We start from the raw sequence: 17,281 nt of genomic DNA, 5'->3' as shown, positions 1-17,281 counted from the left end.
TGGGAAATTCGACTCTTATTATCCTCAAACACCTTCGCTTGTACTTCCCAGTTGTGCTTTAAGCGATGATAATTGCGCCTGAGCTGTGCCCAGATCGTCAACGGCAGTGTTCAATTGGTTGGTTGCCATTACGTAGTCCCAATTTGTCTTCTCGCAATATTCTGCTGCTTCAAGGTAGTTTTGATCCAGATAAAATCGAAGTGACGAGTCTGTTTCCGAGTCATTCGCAGATGCATCGCCAACAAGTTTTTCGAGCAATAAGTGTGATTGCGTATTCAATAAAGAAAGCGATGCGAGTGATGAAACATTTGCGGAAAGTTCTGCTAACGTGGATTTTATTGCAACGGAGGTCAAACTGAGCACCGTTGTAGCGTCGCGATCAGCCGCATAACACCTGCTCAGAAGATCATCAGGTATCCAAGGAGTTAATGCTTTTTTCTTAATTACCAATGCATTCAGGTTACTGACCAGTTCCACAAAGCTAATTGTCAGACCACCAAATGTTTGGAAACCCACCGCGACTTTCTTAGCCATTTCATCCGCTCTTTGCATCTCACTCAAATCGATTTCAATATTGCCTCGAAGCGACAAGGTTTTCTGAATTATATCCTCAGCCAATATTTTATATGAGCTTGCTCTAATCTGCCTGCTCTCAGCTTTTCCTGACAGTTCAAGAATATATGCAGTGTTGTCTTTACACAAATTAACTATGTCAAGACACCGGTCCACGAGAGATTGAGCATCTATTATCTGACTGGCCAAAGCTATCGGGTCTTCGGAGATGTTTTCAGAGGTAGGGTCCAAAACTGAAATGCCTTCGCCTTCTAAGGTATCGATATACTGAGGCGCGCTTTCAACATCCAGATTGATATCTTTCAAGAGATTGCCCATCATATCAGAAATCTCTTTCGCCAAATCAAGTATTTGATCCACAGAAACCTGTGAAGTGAGGATCGAAGTATCCATGGCCTCTTGCGAAAGGACTTCAATTTTATGTCCAATATCTTTCCCTATTTCCAAGGCACGCTTGCAAATCGAGAAAATATCGTTGTCGAGCTCAATGGCATTTAAGATCGCGAAAATGGTCCCAATGTCCCCCGCCAATCTTATCGTGGCATTCGCGACAACCTGTATATTTGAAGCACAAAACGCTGTATCCGTAATTGATTGCCTGATATACTGATTTGCCTGTTCCGCGGCGACAGCTATACTGTTTGCCATATCTCCGCAATTATTCGCAAGAGCGTGAAATGCTTCCTTTGATTCCATTGTGATCTCGGACGTGATTTTGAATAAATGGGGCGTGATACCAATACTATTAAAGGCGGAGCCTCGTATACCCTACTGATATCGCCCTGCGCGGTCAAGCAAAGCAAAAAAGATAAAAAGCAAAGCGCGCAAAAGGGTACCAATTTACACCTTTTGCATGATTTGCTCTCCTAATTTCCGCTTTGCGTGAAACTCTGAAACCGAGCACCTAATGAAAATCGTTCCTCACCAATATCTTGAAAGTTTTCTGCCTCTGCCTGTTCCTGATGAAAATATGCTCGGTCTTAAGGTCATCATAAATATACCCGTATTCGGCCTTAACCTTAAAGACTGGTGTTTTTGATAAAGTAAAATCTTTTGTCATATACTCTTCCTTTTTCACCACACGCCCATCCTTGTTATAGTAGGTAACACTTTTAAATAACGGCCGCCCCATAAACCCCTTTACTTCCTCTTTGTGTTTCTTGGCCTCTTTAGTAGTAATATAAAAATATGGATACAACTCAATTCTGGTAGCGCCATCATCCTGAACGAGTTGCGTCGACCTCGCGAACATTTTTTCATTCACAAATTTCAACTCCGTTTTTGGAATATCCTCAATATAAAAATGCGGTTTGTTAATATCCGGGAAGCAGTCAAACACTGAAACGAATTCATCCGCCCTCATCTGAGAAACGCGTACAAGAGGATATAGTGGATTATTAAAAACGATTTCCTTATCGTTCTTTAGGCTGGCAGAATAGCTGGTTGTAGTTGTCAGCAGGCCGTCATAATGGTAAAACCTGACATAAGGATATGGCTCCAAGTTATTAAGAATATCCGGTCTGTTACACCATTCCAGTATCGGACGACCGGCCAAATCGTAATACGTGGCCATTACCTTCTTATTTTTAAGGAAATATGTCTTCGTTGCGACGCCCGCATTTTCTTCGGTGAAATTTTGGGCAATCAACTTCGGAATCAAGAAAACGACGAAAAGCGTCAGATATGCCAGGGATTTTTTCATGGTTTTTTAGGTTGTTGAAGGAAGTAGTTTTTTGTCAAATATATTCTTGTTGACATAAAAACGAAAGAGCTACCAGAAATGATAGCCCTTTTATTTCCAAAATTATCACCGAATGTTACATAACGTCGAGTGGTTACCAAATTGTTACTTTCCGGACAATGATTTTATGTACAGGGCTATCGACTGAATATCAGATTCTGATAAAATCCCTTCAAAAGAAGGCATTTCCGCACTGTAGCCTTTCACCACTTTTTTTGATGGACTCAAAATTGATTCAACCAGGTATTTGTCGTCAGCAACGGCAGATGTTCCGTCTTCAAAATGCCGTTCAGAACCATACATATTTTTGAAAGGTGGTCCATACATTCCGTCTGTTTTTGTTCCAGGAGAGTGGCACCCCACGCAAGCCATTTTTTGAAATAAACCACGCCCTTTTTCGACAGTAATTGGTTCTTCAGAAACCGCTGCGGATTTTTCCGATTTATAATTTGTCAAAAGCGTCAAATCTACTTTATCGACTCCGTAACTGGCCGCCTTCAATTCACTCATATTGTTTACGGTAAACCAAAACTGGTCCTTCATTTTTTGACCATCTTTGGCCGTAATATCATATGATAGTTCCATTTGCATGACCTCCTTCATATCTGGAATTAGCAGAATAACCTTCTTCTTATCAGCCGAAAGATATGCTCCAGCCACCGCCATTGTTTCCTGTCCTTTGGTACCATCCAGTTTAAAATATCCCGAACCATATTCCTGCGTGCGTTTATAATTCCACCGCATCACCTGATAATTGGCAACATTTAAAGCAGATTTTTCATCAAGCTCGCTATCAAAACCGATCACAATTCCTTCCTTTGTTCCTTTGAACTGACTGGGCATATAGCTAGGTCTTCCGGTATATCTCAGTCGCAACAAAGCACTGATACCCGTAGAAGTAGAGCCCCATAAATTGAACCCGGCCACATACAACTGTCCATCTCCGGGATTTGTTGATCCTTTCGAAGTCGGCGCAGGGTAATTGGCATGAATGATTGAAACCCCACCTTGAACAATACTTGCGCTACTGTCGATCAATACCCGGAATAACCCTGGACGACCAAATGAAAAATGGATAAGGTTGCCACTAAGCGGCCCCATTTTGTTCCCAGTCACCCACGACTGGCTGATACTTGATCTATCTACGTTATGAGGAATCCAGGTTAGAGGGGGAGTAACTACCGGGTTGTCATCTCGAAATTTGGTGGGCTCAACACCAAAATAATCACCTTTTTTAATCCAATAGATTGGCGTCGATGGCACAAAGTTTCCTTCCTGATCGGATCCGGTCAATATGCCATTGACCGGATTAATCCCCAGATAGGGTCCCCGCAAGCCCGTTGCTATTATCTCATAACCAAGTCCATCAGCAGCTATTTTCAAAACGGACCCGTTCAACCGAGCCCCCTTTCTGAAACCTTTTGCAACCCGCTCAGTAAGACCCGGGCCGTTGTCCTGTGTACCCCCTTTTGCAATATAAAAACCCCCACCGGGAGCAGGAACCATATCACCTGCCCACTCCCGCGACTCTGAAGACTGAGGCATGATATTTGAGAAATTTTCATAAAAATCGGCCATTCCGTCGTTATTCAAATCGTTCAGACGAACGATACCTTCCCTTCCAAAAACATAGATTTTGTCGTCAACCACTTCCACGCTCATCGGCTCAAAAAGGCCTGAAGCAAAACGCTTCCACTTCAGACTATTCAGGTTTTTATCAATTCCGTCAATCGTCCATACGTCACCCTCAAAAGTGACCACAACACCACGCCCGGCTTTTGTGAAAGCAATATCTGCAACACGAACATTCCGTTTCCATGGATTTCCCAGCGGCAACGTCAGTATATCGGTCACGAAAGCTGCTGAATCCGGGGACAGTGTTCCTTTCGTGACTACGGTTTCCTTCCACTTGTCTGTGCCGCCTTTTTTGAAATTAGGTAAGGTCAAATCCAAGCCTCGTGCATATTTTTCAAAGGCTTTTTTCATTTTAACCGGTCCCTTCCAAATGACGACTGCTGCCTGAACTGAACTTTCGTGAGCAGGAACATGAACCGTCAGATACTGATCATCCTTGATATCTGTTTTCCAGGATAGCTTATTCTTCCCTGCCAGACTGACTGCCGTAACCGTATCGCCGTTGGCACCATGATATATATAGGCTACCTGGTCTTTTACCTCAATCTTTTTGGCATTCCTTACTTCGGCAACGATTAGCTTGAGATCATTAGCCTGTTTCTCAATTTGAAAGGTCCTCGAAAAAGCTGTTTGCCCGGCAAAAGACCCGGCACCAGGCAATTCAAAGATTTCGGCTTCGCCAATTGTATAGTTCAAAATGACCTTATTTTCAAATACATACGACCCTTTCCATCGCCCTTTTGCCGCATCCATAGGTATCCAATGCTCGTGCTTCTCAATTGTGCCTCCACTATACCAGCCTGCATATGAGCCGGTCGCAAACTGAGGTACACCCGGTACATATGCCAGCTTATTATTTTTGTTGAAAAAGTCATCGTAAGAAATTTGCGCCATCAATACCATCGGCAGGAATTTGCCTGTCCAGGCAACCGACCAGCGTAATAAATCTGTGTCAAAACAGGCATAAGCACTGTCGCCCAGTTCAAGTGCCAGCGTCCTCGCGGCCACATTATCGTCTGGAAATCCGGGGCCGAGTTTCCGTCCGTCGATCGAAGTCGGTATATATGGAAATCCTTTTTCTACAAACGAATTAAGGCGAATCGAATCGGAGGACTCCGAACTAACAAACTGATTATCAGTATAGCTTGTCAAAAAAACAGACGCCGTCACGACACCTGCCAAAACCAATTTCAAAGAGTTTCTCTTACTAATGTTACGAAGCATAATGTTGGGGGAGAGCTATCCCTGCCGGACTGGCTCTTCATATTTATATAGGTTCAGGATAGACATGCGACGAAAGACGCATTCAGTTATCAAAGTTAAGTAATCAGGGCTTATTTTCCCTTCAGAACTAACCATGACATGAAGACAACGAAATGCTTGGCCTACCCCTAAAAAAGAAAAAGGCCACCTTACGGAAGCCTTCCCTCGATATATTTCGCGAAAAGCCTATTTGTTTTCCACGTCGACAGTAGTGTAATATATTTGAAGTGACGGATGCTTGCTGGCTGACTTCTGATCACCAATAACCAGTCTGGTTACACTAGTAGCATATTCTGATCCAATTTCAGGATAAAATACGCTTTCAGAACTTCCACCCTTTAGTTGATATGGTAAAATCAGCATACCATCCTCAAGTTCATAGTCACTTAAAACAGCATTGAGAACGTAAGAACTAACATCGAAAAGATAGAATTGCTCATTATTCAAGTAATCTGTCTGTAGCCTGGCAGTAACTGCTGTGCCTGCGAGCGTTGTTAGAGCCTGCGCGCCAGAAGAACTAAGATAATAGCCATTATTTTTATCAACCCTGTACATAAACAACTCTGTGGGTGCCGCCAAATAATTGTTGGTAGATTGATTGACCGGATACATCTTCAAGAATGCCCGGTTAACGACATTGCGTTTGTTAAATCTCATCTCCCGCACTGTTGGAAACATCACTTTTGTAACCAATCCAATACCAGCCTGAATGTATGACATGTTGCCGGTTTGGGATGAAGGAGTTGAGAGTCGATGGGTTGACTGCAACTTTGTCAATGGCGTTCCGGTCTTGTCGCTAGTGATCTGCCCGAATCCAGCCCTAACCTTGAATGATGTATAATCCTCATTAACTTCGTCAAAATCAACTGTATGGTAGTGAAGTTGAATGGAAGATTCGGTTAGATTAAGGCCTAAAACAGTCCCATCGTAGTTTGCGTCAGGAATTATTGTGATTCCCTTTATTACATTAAACCAGTCATCAGAAGTATTTAACAAGTTGTTTTTAGCCATTGTAAAAACTTTTTGCCCAAACACATCGGAAAGACGGATGTTGATCACCGTATCTGTTACAGGGCGGGGATAGAATGTCGCACTGCCCAGTGGCGTTGCATCATAAGGTAATTTACTGATATTGAAAAACGATTTTCTCACCCCGTCGGTCATGTCAGTTTGGAGCGCATGAACTTTTACATTCATCAATTTGGTCGTGTCTCCGTAAAAATATTTGTCGTACCTCAACGACACGATAATTGAATCGTATTCTGTTTTATCTCCCAGAGTTACAGCTGCGTCCAATGCGGGCTGCATGTAAGGGACACTATTTACTTTCCCAAAATAGGAATCGGTATATCTTCCAATCAATAATCTGGATGCACCTCCTGTCTGGATCGAATCAAATGCAACGGTTGACAAACTGACGGATGATGAATCGTTATAGAAAACCGCAAATTCATCAGGGTTCGGCTGAACAAGAGAAACTATTTCATCTCCCCATTGACAGCCTGATATAGAAGCAGATAAACCAAGTATTATCAAAAACCCGGTAGCCCGGGAACATAACGCCTTTACAGAACTTGAATGAAATTTCATTTATAAAACGAACAGTAAAAATGCAAAATTATCAGATGTGAACAGATTTACAACACGAATGTTGCAAACAAGTACAATTCCTGTGAGATGTTAACATTGCAACAAAACCCCAAAATCGTACGTATTACAGATTAAATGCTGCTTTTCAATACCAAACGCCCGTTTACAAATGCTGCCGCAAAAGTAAACTTTATTGAAAAGCGATACAACCAAATACGATAACAGAGCATCTTTTGTGGCAAACGATGTATAAAACGATTGAGATGGGCCAGGTAGTATGTTGGTGGAGAAGATTAGAAGAGCCTGCTGATATCCACATGAATTAACGTATACCAGGTTACACGTTTTTGCCGTTATCTGAACCTGTACAGACAAAAGTTTTAATAAAAACACTAAGCATAATTTTACTTACCAACTCCAAGATGTTATGTTTGCACAAATTTTTATAACTCAATTTAATTCGACATAGCTCCAATCTTAGTTTTATTATAAAAATTATCGATTATTCACAGTAAGTAATAAATTGTCAAACCATATTTTTTTCATGTTCAATACTTTAAAAAAGACATCATTAGCCCTTCTAGTTGCTTCAACGGCTGTGTTTCAGATGAGCTGCAATAATGATGATGCGGATGCAGATAAATTAGGAAACTGGTACCGCGATGGTATCCCAAGTTATGGTGGTGCCGCAAGAAGTAGTGCTGTTAGTTTTTTAATTGGAGACAAGGGCTACATCGGAACCGGTTTTACCAATCAAACAGTACAACGCGTTAAAGATATTTGGTCTTATGACGCAAGCGACAAAATATGGTCTCAAATTGCAGATTTTCCTGGTTCGGGAAGAAATAACGCTACTGCGTTTGTGATTGGCGAAAAGGCATATGTAGGAACCGGTTTCGACGGAGTAACTTCTGCGGCAGACGGTGGATATAAAAGTGATTTTTATGCATACAATCCTAATACCAACAAATGGGATTCAATCGCTACTTTCAAAGGAGGTACGCGTCAGTATGCAACGGCTTTCACTGTTGGTGGTAAAGGCTATGTAGGTTTGGGATACAATGGTTCAGGTTATTATCAGGACTTTTACCAATATGACCCTGCTGCGGATGCCTGGACAGAAATCGCAACATTCACAGGTGGAAAGCGTCGTGGAGCTCTTGCATTTACAATTGATAACATTGCATATGTAGGATTTGGTAACAGCAATTCCAGTGGTAATACAAAAGATCTTTACAAGTTCGATCCTGCTGGTAACAGCGGAAAAGGTTCTTGGACTAAGATCGAACATGACGATGACGATGATTTCCCGACCCGTGCATATGCACTTCCTCTTGTAATTAACAATAAAGCCTATATCGTGGGCGGTGAAGGAAGATCTGATGTGTGGGAATATGTTCCGGGAACAAACACGTGGACTGAAGTTGCGCCTTTCCTGACTCAAAGAGGTTTTTCTGGCGGATTCTCCGTTGGGAATCTGGGTTATGTTGGAACAGGTGGAGCGTCTGCTTCTAGTGCTCAGGATGATTTCTGGGCGTTTGATCCGACTGCTGAAATCAATGACGATGATAACTAGTCATTTGTGAGAAGAAACAAATATTTAAAGCTGATTGCCCTTGCTTTCTCTTTTCTTACAATCGGTTCTGGTTGTAAGAAAAGTTCAGACTCTGAAAAAGCAAAGGCAGTCAGCTTTCGCGTTGAATCCATTCAGGATTCCATAGGTGGCTGGGGATATCGGGTTTATCAGGATACTGTCCCGGTCATTGAACAGAAAGTATTACCAGGTATTCCAGGGTCGCGGGGATTTGAAACTGAGGAAATGGCCCTGAAAACCGGCCGTTTGGTTAAAGACAAACTGGATCATGGGATATTCCCGCCCACTATTACTCCAAAAGAATTGGATAGTCTCGGGATTAAATATTAGAAAGATTTATAAAATTGAACAAAGCCGGCTGATCAGTCGGCTTTGTTTTTAATAAGATAAGTACCTGAAAGGCCATAATGATCTGAAAATTTTTCACCTTTCAGCGTTTTGAATTCGAGAAGTTGCAACCGGCTGTCATCAAAAAACTGATTATCGATCCGGATAAAACTCGGCATCGCCTTATAGGTAAATCCAAACCCCTGTCCCTTTTCCTCAAAAGCATTGCTTAACTTTTCCCTAAGTTGTCCATATGTAAAACTGTACGGGGTCTCGTTAAAATCCCCGCAAACGACAACCGGATATGGACAATTTTCAAAAAACGGCTTCAGCCTTTCCGTTTCCGCAGCTCTTTTGATAAAACCATTCTTCATTCGCTGAAACGCAGTCTCCACCTGATATTCCAACCCAGGCATGGATTCCTGTTCGAATATCCGGTTGACTCTAAGGGTCATAGAGTGCAAATGAACGGATACAATGCGAACTGTGTCCGCACCAACTTTGATGTCCGCCGATATTAACCCGTTGGTATCTTTAAAAGAAATATCCTGAGAGGCAACGATGGGATACTTTGAAAATATGGCCATGCCCATGTATTCATCTGGAACGACGCGGCCGTCTCTCCGCATAAGAACCCGGTAAGGATACCCGCTTTCGGCGAAAAAACGATTCATGTCATAAGGCCTTGAATACTTGTTTGAAAAGTATTCCGGCAAACAAAATACATCCGCATTCTGACTCAAAAGCCAATCCTTTATCTCTACGAGTCCTGCCCTGAGGTTTGCCTTTTGCTCAGAAGTCTTACCTGGCCCAATATAAAAACCATGTGCATTGAAACTAATGATCTTCAATGACTTATCCCTTTTTTCCTGAACAGTTTCATTTTCATCACCGTTGAAACTATACGTCCTGGGTTGAAATGCAAGTCCTAAAACTAACATAACTCCCGGAATCAAAACCGTACCTGACTTTTTAAAAAGCCAATAGATAAAGAAGACTACATTAACGAGATAAATTACGGGAAGGGACATCATCATAAAACCCGCAACCCAGCTGGACGCGAAGGCGAAATAAACTAAGCCGTAAACAGTAATTGTATAAATCGCACAGAGAATCGTCGCCCATTTAATAGCGTGTCGAACCATAAATCTAACTTTCTAAAAATGCAAATTTAGAACAACCATTTATTAATACATCATTGCGAAAGTCAGAAAATCGTATTACCTTTGCATCACAATTTTATATTGATCGGTTGAATGAGGGGGGATAAATCCCCTTTTTTATTTGTAGTCTATCTTACATGACAGTAAAAGAACAGTTGGAAGATTTGCTCAATCCGATATTGGAAACAAGCAATTGTTTCCTTGTCGACATTGTTCTGAAGCCTTCCAAAATAAGTCAAAAAGTTTTAATTTTGGTGGATAGTGATGAAGGTATCACAATTTCGGAGTGTACTTCTATAAGTCGCAGGCTTGCGAAACAACTTGAAGATCTGGAAGTATTTGAAAATGCCTACAATCTTGAAGTATCTTCTCCCGGTTTGGATCAACCGTTGATTTTGCCTCGCCAGTTTCAAAAGAACATCGGTAGAAACTTGAAAATCAGCCTCAAATCCGGCGAATCTTTCTCAGGCACTCTTTTGGAAGCGGGCGTTGATGCCATAAAAATTCAACTTCCTGAACCGAAAAAGAAAAAAACCAAAGCTGTCGTGGAAGAAGTATCTTTGTTACGGGATATTCGACTGGAAGATATAGCAAAAGCCTTGATCGAGATATCGTTCAAATAGGCCAATGGAAGTTCAGTGACTTGATACTGAACATATTGAAGACATATAATGTATAATCTAAGATCAGCAAATATTCATAATCATAACAATGGATAGCGGAATATTAATAGAATCATTTGCGGAATTTGCCAGTTCCAAAAACATCGATCGTCCTACGATGATCAGCGTTTTGGAAGAAGTTTTCAGGACAATGATTCGCAAAAAATACGGTACTGATGACAACTTTGATGTGATTATCAACCCGGAAAGTGGTGACCTTGAAATGTGGCGTACACGGGAAATTGTAGACGACAACTCAGAGGATATTTGGGAATACAACAAAATTCCACTTGCCGAAGCGAGAAAAATACAAAATGACTTTGAAGTTGGCGAAGAAGTTGCCGAAGAAGTAAAACTGGTTGAATTCGGCCGTCGCCTTGTTCAAACTGCCCGCCAGACGTTGATCCAGAAGATCAAGGATATGGAAAAGGAGATCATGTATGAGAAATACAAGGATCAGGTTGGAGAGATGATTACCGGGGAGGTATACCAGACTTTGCGCCATGAGGTGATTATCGTGGATGGCGAAGGAAATGAATTGTCGTTACCGAGATTGGAACAAATATCGAAAGATCGTTTCAGAAAGGGAGAATCAGTTAAAGCAGTAATTCACAAGGTTGAGATGAACAATGGCTCGCCTAAAATTACGTTGTCGCGTACCTCTCCTGTGTTCCTGGAAAGACTTTTTGAAGTTGAGATTCCGGAAATATATGACGGAGTTATTTCTGTCAGACGTGTGGTTCGTGAACCTGGCGAGCGTGCCAAGGTTGCTGTGGAATCATACGACGATCGCATAGATCCGGTAGGAGCTTGCGTGGGTATGAAAGGTTCCAGAATTCACTCGATTGTACGTGAGCTAGGAAACGAGAATATCGATGTAATTAACTACACGGACAACCTTGAACTTCTGATCAGCCGTGCGCTGAGTCCCGCGAAAGTGAGCTCGATGCAAATTGACCGGGAAGGAAAAAGAGTATCTGTGTTCCTGAAGCCTGATCAGGTTTCACTGGCTATCGGAAAAGGAGGACAGAATATTAAGCTGGCTGGGAAGTTGGTTGGAATGGAGATCGATGTCTTCAGAGATATCGAAGAACAAAACGATGAAGACGTGGATTTGTCAGAATTCTCTGACGAGATCGACGATTGGATGATCAGCGAACTACACAAAATTGGTCTGGATACAGCCAAAAGTGTACTCGCATTGAGTAAAGAAGAATTGATTAGAAGAACTGATCTTGAGGACAGCACCATAGATGATATCCTTGACATTCTTCGCAAAGAATTTGAATAATAATATGTAGAGCTTGTTCTTTTGCAGGCTCTGCCAAATGCAAAACTTTTTCGACTGATTGCTAATATGGCAGAAGATAAAATGATGCGCCTTAGCCAAGTGGCACGGATTCTGAACGTGGGAATTACCACGATCGTAGATCATCTGTCTGCCAGTGGGCATAAGGTGGAGAGTAACCCAAATACCAAAATTAACGCGGACCAGATTGACTTTCTTGCCAAGGATTTCAAATCTGATTTCCTAAAGGAGTCATTGGCGTCGAAACCGGCACCAGTAGATACCCCTTTTGAACACAAAGAGGAAAAAATCAAAAGTGACGTGGACGAAATTTTATATTTCCGGAATACCCCGTCCAAACCTGCTGAAGAGAAACCACAAGTTCCTGCAGCACCTGAAACTGTACCCTTTGATAATAGTCTCCCAGGCCTGAAAGTAGTGGGCAAAATTGATCTGGACGCGAAACGTTCTGTTCCAGTTGCTCCTCCTGCTGAGCCGGCACAGCCAGCTCCAGCTCCTGTTGTTGTGGAAAATTCCGCGCCTGTAACTCCTGTGGTTGAATCGAAACCAGTGGAAGTTATAAAGGAAGAAGCAGCGCCTGTAAAAGCGAAAGATGAGCCGGTTGTGACTGAACAACCGAAAAAAGAAGAAGTGAAAGAAGTAGCTCCTGTGGCTGAAAAAGAAGAGAAAACTATTGAAGTTCCTGAGGTTAAAACTCCAAAAGCAGAGCCAGTTGAGTCTGCTCCTGCATCGGAAACTCCTAAGGCTGTTGTTGAACCGGTAGCGAAACCAGTTGAACAAAAAGCCGCACCAACAGAACCAGTTGTTGCAACACCAGCTCCTGTTGCAGAAGCAACCGAAACTACAAAAGAAACCGAAGGCAGCGAAGAAGGTGAATTGATCGAAGCCAAAGGAGAGCAATTAAGAGGTTTGAGGGTAATCGGTAAAATCGAGCTGCCGTCTGACAAACTTAAAAAGAAAGATCCTGTTGCTTCAACAGATTCTGCTGATAAAAAGAGAAGAAGAAAGAGGAAGAGAATTCGCGACGGAGCTCCTGGCTCAACGCCGCCTCCTGCAATTACAGGACTTGGCGCACCGGGTACTGCTTCAAATCCACTTCCCGGCAAAACATCCAATACTCAGAATAATAACAACAACGCAAGCGGTCAGACTCCTGCTAAACCAGGTGATCGTCCTGCTGCTGGAAATGCTCCGAAAACTGGCACAGCTGGTGGCAACACAGGCGGTGGCGCTGGCGGAAGAGACAGAAACAAGCGTGGTGTTAAAAGAGAAGAGGTTTCTGACAAAGAAGTTTCTGATAATATCAAAGCAACCATGGCCCGTATGGGTGGTGGTACTAACACAAGAGGTGGTGGAAGAGGTGGAAAATCCCTTCGTCGTCGTGACCGTGCAGACCAGAACGATGCGAATGCACATGATGATGAGGAAACAAAGGTATTGCGCGTAACAGAATTCGTTTCGGCAAACGACCTTGCTTCTCTTATGGACGTCACAGTTCAGGAGGTAATCTCGGTTTGTATGAGCATGGGTATGTTTGTATCCATCAACCAACGTCTGGACGCAGAAGCAATTACCTTCATTGCAGATGAGTTCGGCTTCGAGGTGTCGTTCATATCGGCAGAAGAAGAAGTTCAAAATGACGTGGTTGAAGAAACAGACAGTGAAGAAGACCTGAAAGAACGTGCACCGATCGTTACGATCATGGGTCACGTCGATCACGGTAAAACTTCCCTTCTTGACTATATCCGTCAGGAAAACGTGGCAAGCGGTGAAGCAGGTGGTATCACTCAGCACATCGGTGCATATAGCGTTAAAACAAAAACCGGCAAACAGGTAACATTCCTGGATACTCCGGGTCACGAAGCCTTTACGGCGATGCGTGCACGGGGAGCCAAGATTACCGACGTTGTAATTATCGTCATCGCGGCGGATGATAGTGTCATGCCGCAAACCCGCGAGGCGATTAACCACGCACAGGTTGCCGGTGTTCCTATCGTTTTTGCTTTTAGTAAGATAGACAAGGCGGGTGCGAATGCTGAAAAGGTTCGTGAAGAACTTGCCAATATGAACCTTTTGGTAGAAGAATGGGGTGGTAAATACCAAACTCAGGAAATCTCTTCGAAATCAGGACTTGGTATCGATGAGTTACTTGAAAAAGTATTGCTTGAAGCTGAACTTCTTGAACTGAAAGCTAATCCGGAGCGTCGTGCATCTGGTACTGTTGTGGAAGCATCCCTTGATAAAGGGCGTGGTTATGTAACAACGATCCTGGTTCAAACCGGTACACTTAAAGTGGGCGATGCCGTTCTGGCTGGTGCACACTTCGGTAAAGTGAAAGCGATGACCGATCACCTGGGAAGAAAAATCAAATCTGCCGGTCCGTCGACTCCTGTTCAGCTTCTTGGTTTGAACGGTGCGCCTCAGGCGGGTGACAGGTTCAATGTCTTCGAAAATGAGAGAGATGCGCGTGATATTGCTACCAAACGTGAGCAAATCCAACGTGAACAAACCATCAGGACTCGTAAGCATATTACACTTGAAGAGATTGGACGTAGAAAAGCTATTGGTTCGTTCCGTGAGTTGAACCTGATTGTAAAAGGTGACGTGGATGGTTCTGTTGAAGCACTTTCTGACTCATTATTGCAACTATCAACTAACGAGGTTCAGGTGAATATCATCCACAAAGCGGTGGGTCAAATATCTGAATCGGATGTGAACCTTGCGATTGCTTCTGATGCGATCATCGTCGGCTTCCAGGTTAGACCTTCGTCTAATGCCAAGAAGATGGCGGAACAGGATCAAATCGAAATTCGTCACTACTCTGTTATCTACAACGCAATCGAGGAAATCAAAGACGCCATGACTGGTATGCTTGCTCCGACGATTGAAGAGGTTATCACTGGTAATATCGAAGTTCGTGAAGTATTCAAGATCAGCCGCATAGGAACGATCGCCGGATCTTATGTGACAGATGGATATGTGAAACGGAGCAACAAAATCAGAATTATCCGTGATGGTATCGTAATACTAACCGGAGAAATCGACTCGCTGAAACGTTTCAAAGACGATGTACAAGAAGTGCGTAACGGATACGAGTTTGGTTTGAGTATCAAAAACTTCAACGACATCGAAGTCGGTGATGTGATTGAAAGCTTTGAACTTCGTGAAGTGAAGCGTTCGCTTTAAGATAAATAAGTTATTATTCAAGATCCGTCTCTAGACCTAGAGGCGGATCTTTTTGGTTTACGGGAGTTTTAATTGGGAGGTGAGGATAAAAGAGAGAATGGAGGAAGGAAGTGGCTGAAATTTGCTTTTTAGATTAAAATTCCTTTCCGTTTTAAGAACCGAAAAAACCGAACCTTTCATTTAAGCATATCATTAACACACATCTCTCGGATAACGAAGCCGTGCCTTTTTTGTCATTCAGCCCTTCTATTAATTATAATGACAGAAACATGGACTATTAACATAGCTCTCTCCAAAATTCCAACAAATTAATCGCGCTCTCACAGCAAAATTTACCGAATGGTAGTATTACTTGATCATTTATTTAATATTTTAGATAAGTAAAACTAAACCAAAAAAATGGACACATCACTTCCCAGGAAAAAGTTGTTTTTAAACTATTCAACAGGTAATCAGGAAGATGTGAAGATGTATAATAATCTGTCGCTGCACCTTTCGGTTATCAGGGACAGAATAGATCCATGGTCGGTGAGTTTCATTAAACCCGGCGATGAACCCGATAAAGAAATTCAACAGAATTTTGAAGGCTCCGACGCCATTGTGCACCTTTTGAGTATCAATTTTGAGAATGACAACCAGTGCCTCTCATTATTGGTAAACGGAATTAAAGAAAAGAAGCAGAATATCCCGATTCTCATCAGCAGTTTTGACTGGGAAAGTGATAATAACCTTGCTGCGCTGCGGGAACATATCCTACCCCACCCCGACCAACCTATCGATACCTTTGAAAATCCGAATTTGGTTTTCAAGACCATCATACAAACCTTGCGAGCAAAAGTTTTGGGCGATAATACGCCCGTAAAGATCAAAAGCGACAAAGCATTTTATTATATCTTAACTGCGGTCATTCTGGCAATGGGTGTTGTCGCAACGAGTTACGCGCAAAGTACCTTTGGCGACTTCCGCGCGACGATTCTCGTCGCGCTTATGTTTTTTTGCATCGCTCTTTTTATCATCCGAAAAGTGTGGTACCCTACTAACATCTCAACCTATATATAGGCATGGCAGCGAACGATAACGATTTATTGTCACGCTTCATCGAAAACGAAAAGAAGTCGAAGCGCGTCACGATCCTGGGTGTGGCTGGCTTCGTGTCTTTGGCATGCGTGATTCTCTATCTCATGGGAGAATTGAAAGAGGAGCAGAAACGTGCAGATCGCGCTATTTTCAGATTGGATTTTGTGAAAGATTCCATCGCAACCGAAAAAACCACTTTGCAAAATATGTTGGATCAGTGTACCAGTAAAATTGCAACCACTATTACTCCACCCCCACCGCCTGTAACTTCATCGACAGATCCGAAGGAACGTGAAAAACTGATTATCCGAAACATAGCCTATCGTCGTAAAATCACGATCTATTTACAGTATCAGCCCTCATATAGTGACCAAAGCACGACGGTAATGTCGACTTTGAAAGAGAATAATTTTAACGTCCCGGGAAAAGAACTGATACGTAATATCAATTTCGGAACTGGCGTAAAATATTTCAACGATGGAGATAAGCCATTTGCAGATAGCGTAGCGAAAATTGTTGGCCAGGCACTTGTGCCCACCAGAGAAGTTCCTGTTATCAAAAACGCAATCAAAGCTCCGTCTGGTCAGCTTGAAGTTTGGCTGGGCGACTACCAAAAAGTAATGAAAGCAGCTGTTCTCATTGAAAAATACAATCCAAAAATCACCCTATAAGAGCTAACATATGCCTGCTCCCAGTCTGAAAGTATTTCTTTCTTACGCTCATGAAGATGAAGCGATGAAAACTCAGCTGAATAAATTTTTGATCAGTTTGATCCGGTCAGGCAAGATAAGAGTTTGGCAAGATCGTGAATGCATTCCGGGACAGGAATGGGATGCAGCTATTAAAGAGGAGCTCGCAACCGCCGATATTGTAGTTTTATTAATCAGCGCTGACTTCAACGCTTCCGATTATATCTGGGAGAAGGAGCTCGCAATCTCTATGGAAAGACACGAAAAAGGCGAAGCGAGGGTAATCCCCATCATATTAAGAAGCTGCGATTATACAGATATGCCATACTCTAAACTTCAGGCACTACCCACAGATGCCAAACCTGTGACAGAGTTTTCTGATCCTGACATAGCCTATACCGAAATTGCCAAAGGCATTCGACGGGTGATTGACGTGATGACGACTCTTTGATTTTTTTATAATTCACCAACT

The 17,281-nt window shown here is 42.6% G+C and carries 13 protein-coding genes; 8 read left to right on the top strand and 5 right to left on the bottom strand.

The features are described from left to right. Nucleotides 1–24: 24 nt before the first annotated feature. From AC1XUD_RS01900 to AC1XUD_RS01885, 4 genes are all read right to left on the bottom strand, one after another. Entirely contained in the window at nucleotides 25–1,221 is a 1,197-nt protein-coding gene (locus AC1XUD_RS01900) for a hypothetical protein (protein WP_483359246.1), read from the bottom strand. A gap of 256 nt (nucleotides 1,222–1,477) precedes the next feature. After that, nucleotides 1,478–2,275 (bottom strand): hypothetical protein, encoded by a 798-nt coding sequence (locus tag AC1XUD_RS01895; protein ID WP_483359245.1) that lies wholly within the window; start codon nucleotides 2,273–2,275, stop codon nucleotides 1,478–1,480. Nucleotides 2,276–2,419: 144 nt separating this feature from the next. Next, complete coding sequence (locus AC1XUD_RS01890; protein ID WP_483359244.1) at nucleotides 2,420–5,173, bottom strand: DUF6797 domain-containing protein; 2,754 nt, start codon at nucleotides 5,171–5,173, stop codon at nucleotides 2,420–2,422. A 225-nt stretch (nucleotides 5,174–5,398) separates the two neighbouring features. Then, complete coding sequence (locus tag AC1XUD_RS01885) at nucleotides 5,399–6,802, bottom strand: DUF4270 family protein (RefSeq protein WP_483359243.1); 1,404 nt, start codon at nucleotides 6,800–6,802, stop codon at nucleotides 5,399–5,401. Nucleotides 6,803–7,346: 544 nt separating this feature from the next. Between AC1XUD_RS01885 and AC1XUD_RS01880 the strand changes: the two genes are divergently transcribed. Next, entirely contained in the window at nucleotides 7,347–8,378 is a 1,032-nt protein-coding gene (locus AC1XUD_RS01880; protein ID WP_483359242.1) for a Kelch repeat-containing protein, read from the top strand. Between the two features lie 6 nt (nucleotides 8,379–8,384). Then, nucleotides 8,385–8,726 carry a DUF4907 domain-containing protein gene (locus AC1XUD_RS01875; RefSeq protein WP_483359241.1) on the top strand — a complete coding sequence of 114 codons (342 nt, stop codon included), beginning with the start codon at nucleotides 8,385–8,387 and terminating at the stop codon, nucleotides 8,724–8,726. Nucleotides 8,727–8,758: 32 nt separating this feature from the next. On the opposite strand, the gene AC1XUD_RS01870 is transcribed toward AC1XUD_RS01875, so the two are convergent. Further along, nucleotides 8,759–9,868 (bottom strand): endonuclease/exonuclease/phosphatase family protein, encoded by a 1,110-nt coding sequence (locus AC1XUD_RS01870; RefSeq protein ID WP_483359240.1) that lies wholly within the window; start codon nucleotides 9,866–9,868, stop codon nucleotides 8,759–8,761. Nucleotides 9,869–10,023: 155 nt separating this feature from the next. On the opposite strand from AC1XUD_RS01870, the gene AC1XUD_RS01865 reads away from it, so the two are divergent. From AC1XUD_RS01865 to AC1XUD_RS01840, 6 genes are all read left to right on the top strand, one after another. After that, entirely contained in the window at nucleotides 10,024–10,509 is a 486-nt protein-coding gene (locus tag AC1XUD_RS01865) for a ribosome maturation factor RimP (protein ID WP_483359239.1), read from the top strand. 88 nt (nucleotides 10,510–10,597) lie between these two features. Next, nucleotides 10,598–11,839 (top strand): transcription termination factor NusA, encoded by a 1,242-nt coding sequence (nusA, locus tag AC1XUD_RS01860; protein WP_483359238.1) that lies wholly within the window; start codon nucleotides 10,598–10,600, stop codon nucleotides 11,837–11,839. A 66-nt stretch (nucleotides 11,840–11,905) separates the two neighbouring features. Then, entirely contained in the window at nucleotides 11,906–15,043 is a 3,138-nt protein-coding gene (gene infB, locus AC1XUD_RS01855; RefSeq protein ID WP_483359237.1) for a translation initiation factor IF-2, read from the top strand. A 399-nt stretch (nucleotides 15,044–15,442) separates the two neighbouring features. Next, nucleotides 15,443–16,102: a hypothetical protein gene (locus tag AC1XUD_RS01850; protein ID WP_483359236.1), complete on the top strand. Its 660-nt coding sequence runs from the start codon at nucleotides 15,443–15,445 to the stop codon at nucleotides 16,100–16,102. Between the two features lie 2 nt (nucleotides 16,103–16,104). Beyond that, entirely contained in the window at nucleotides 16,105–16,791 is a 687-nt protein-coding gene (locus tag AC1XUD_RS01845) for a hypothetical protein (protein WP_483359235.1), read from the top strand. Between the two features lie 10 nt (nucleotides 16,792–16,801). Further along, nucleotides 16,802–17,260 carry a toll/interleukin-1 receptor domain-containing protein gene (locus AC1XUD_RS01840; protein WP_483359234.1) on the top strand — a complete coding sequence of 153 codons (459 nt, stop codon included), beginning with the start codon at nucleotides 16,802–16,804 and terminating at the stop codon, nucleotides 17,258–17,260. The last annotated feature ends 21 nt before the right edge of the window (nucleotides 17,261–17,281 follow it).

The sequence above is a fragment of the Dyadobacter sp. HNCC25DJ184 genome (genome assembly GCF_056895215.1).
Note: the sequence above shows the minus strand (reverse complement) of the source record. Positions and strands in the feature narration are given on the sequence as shown.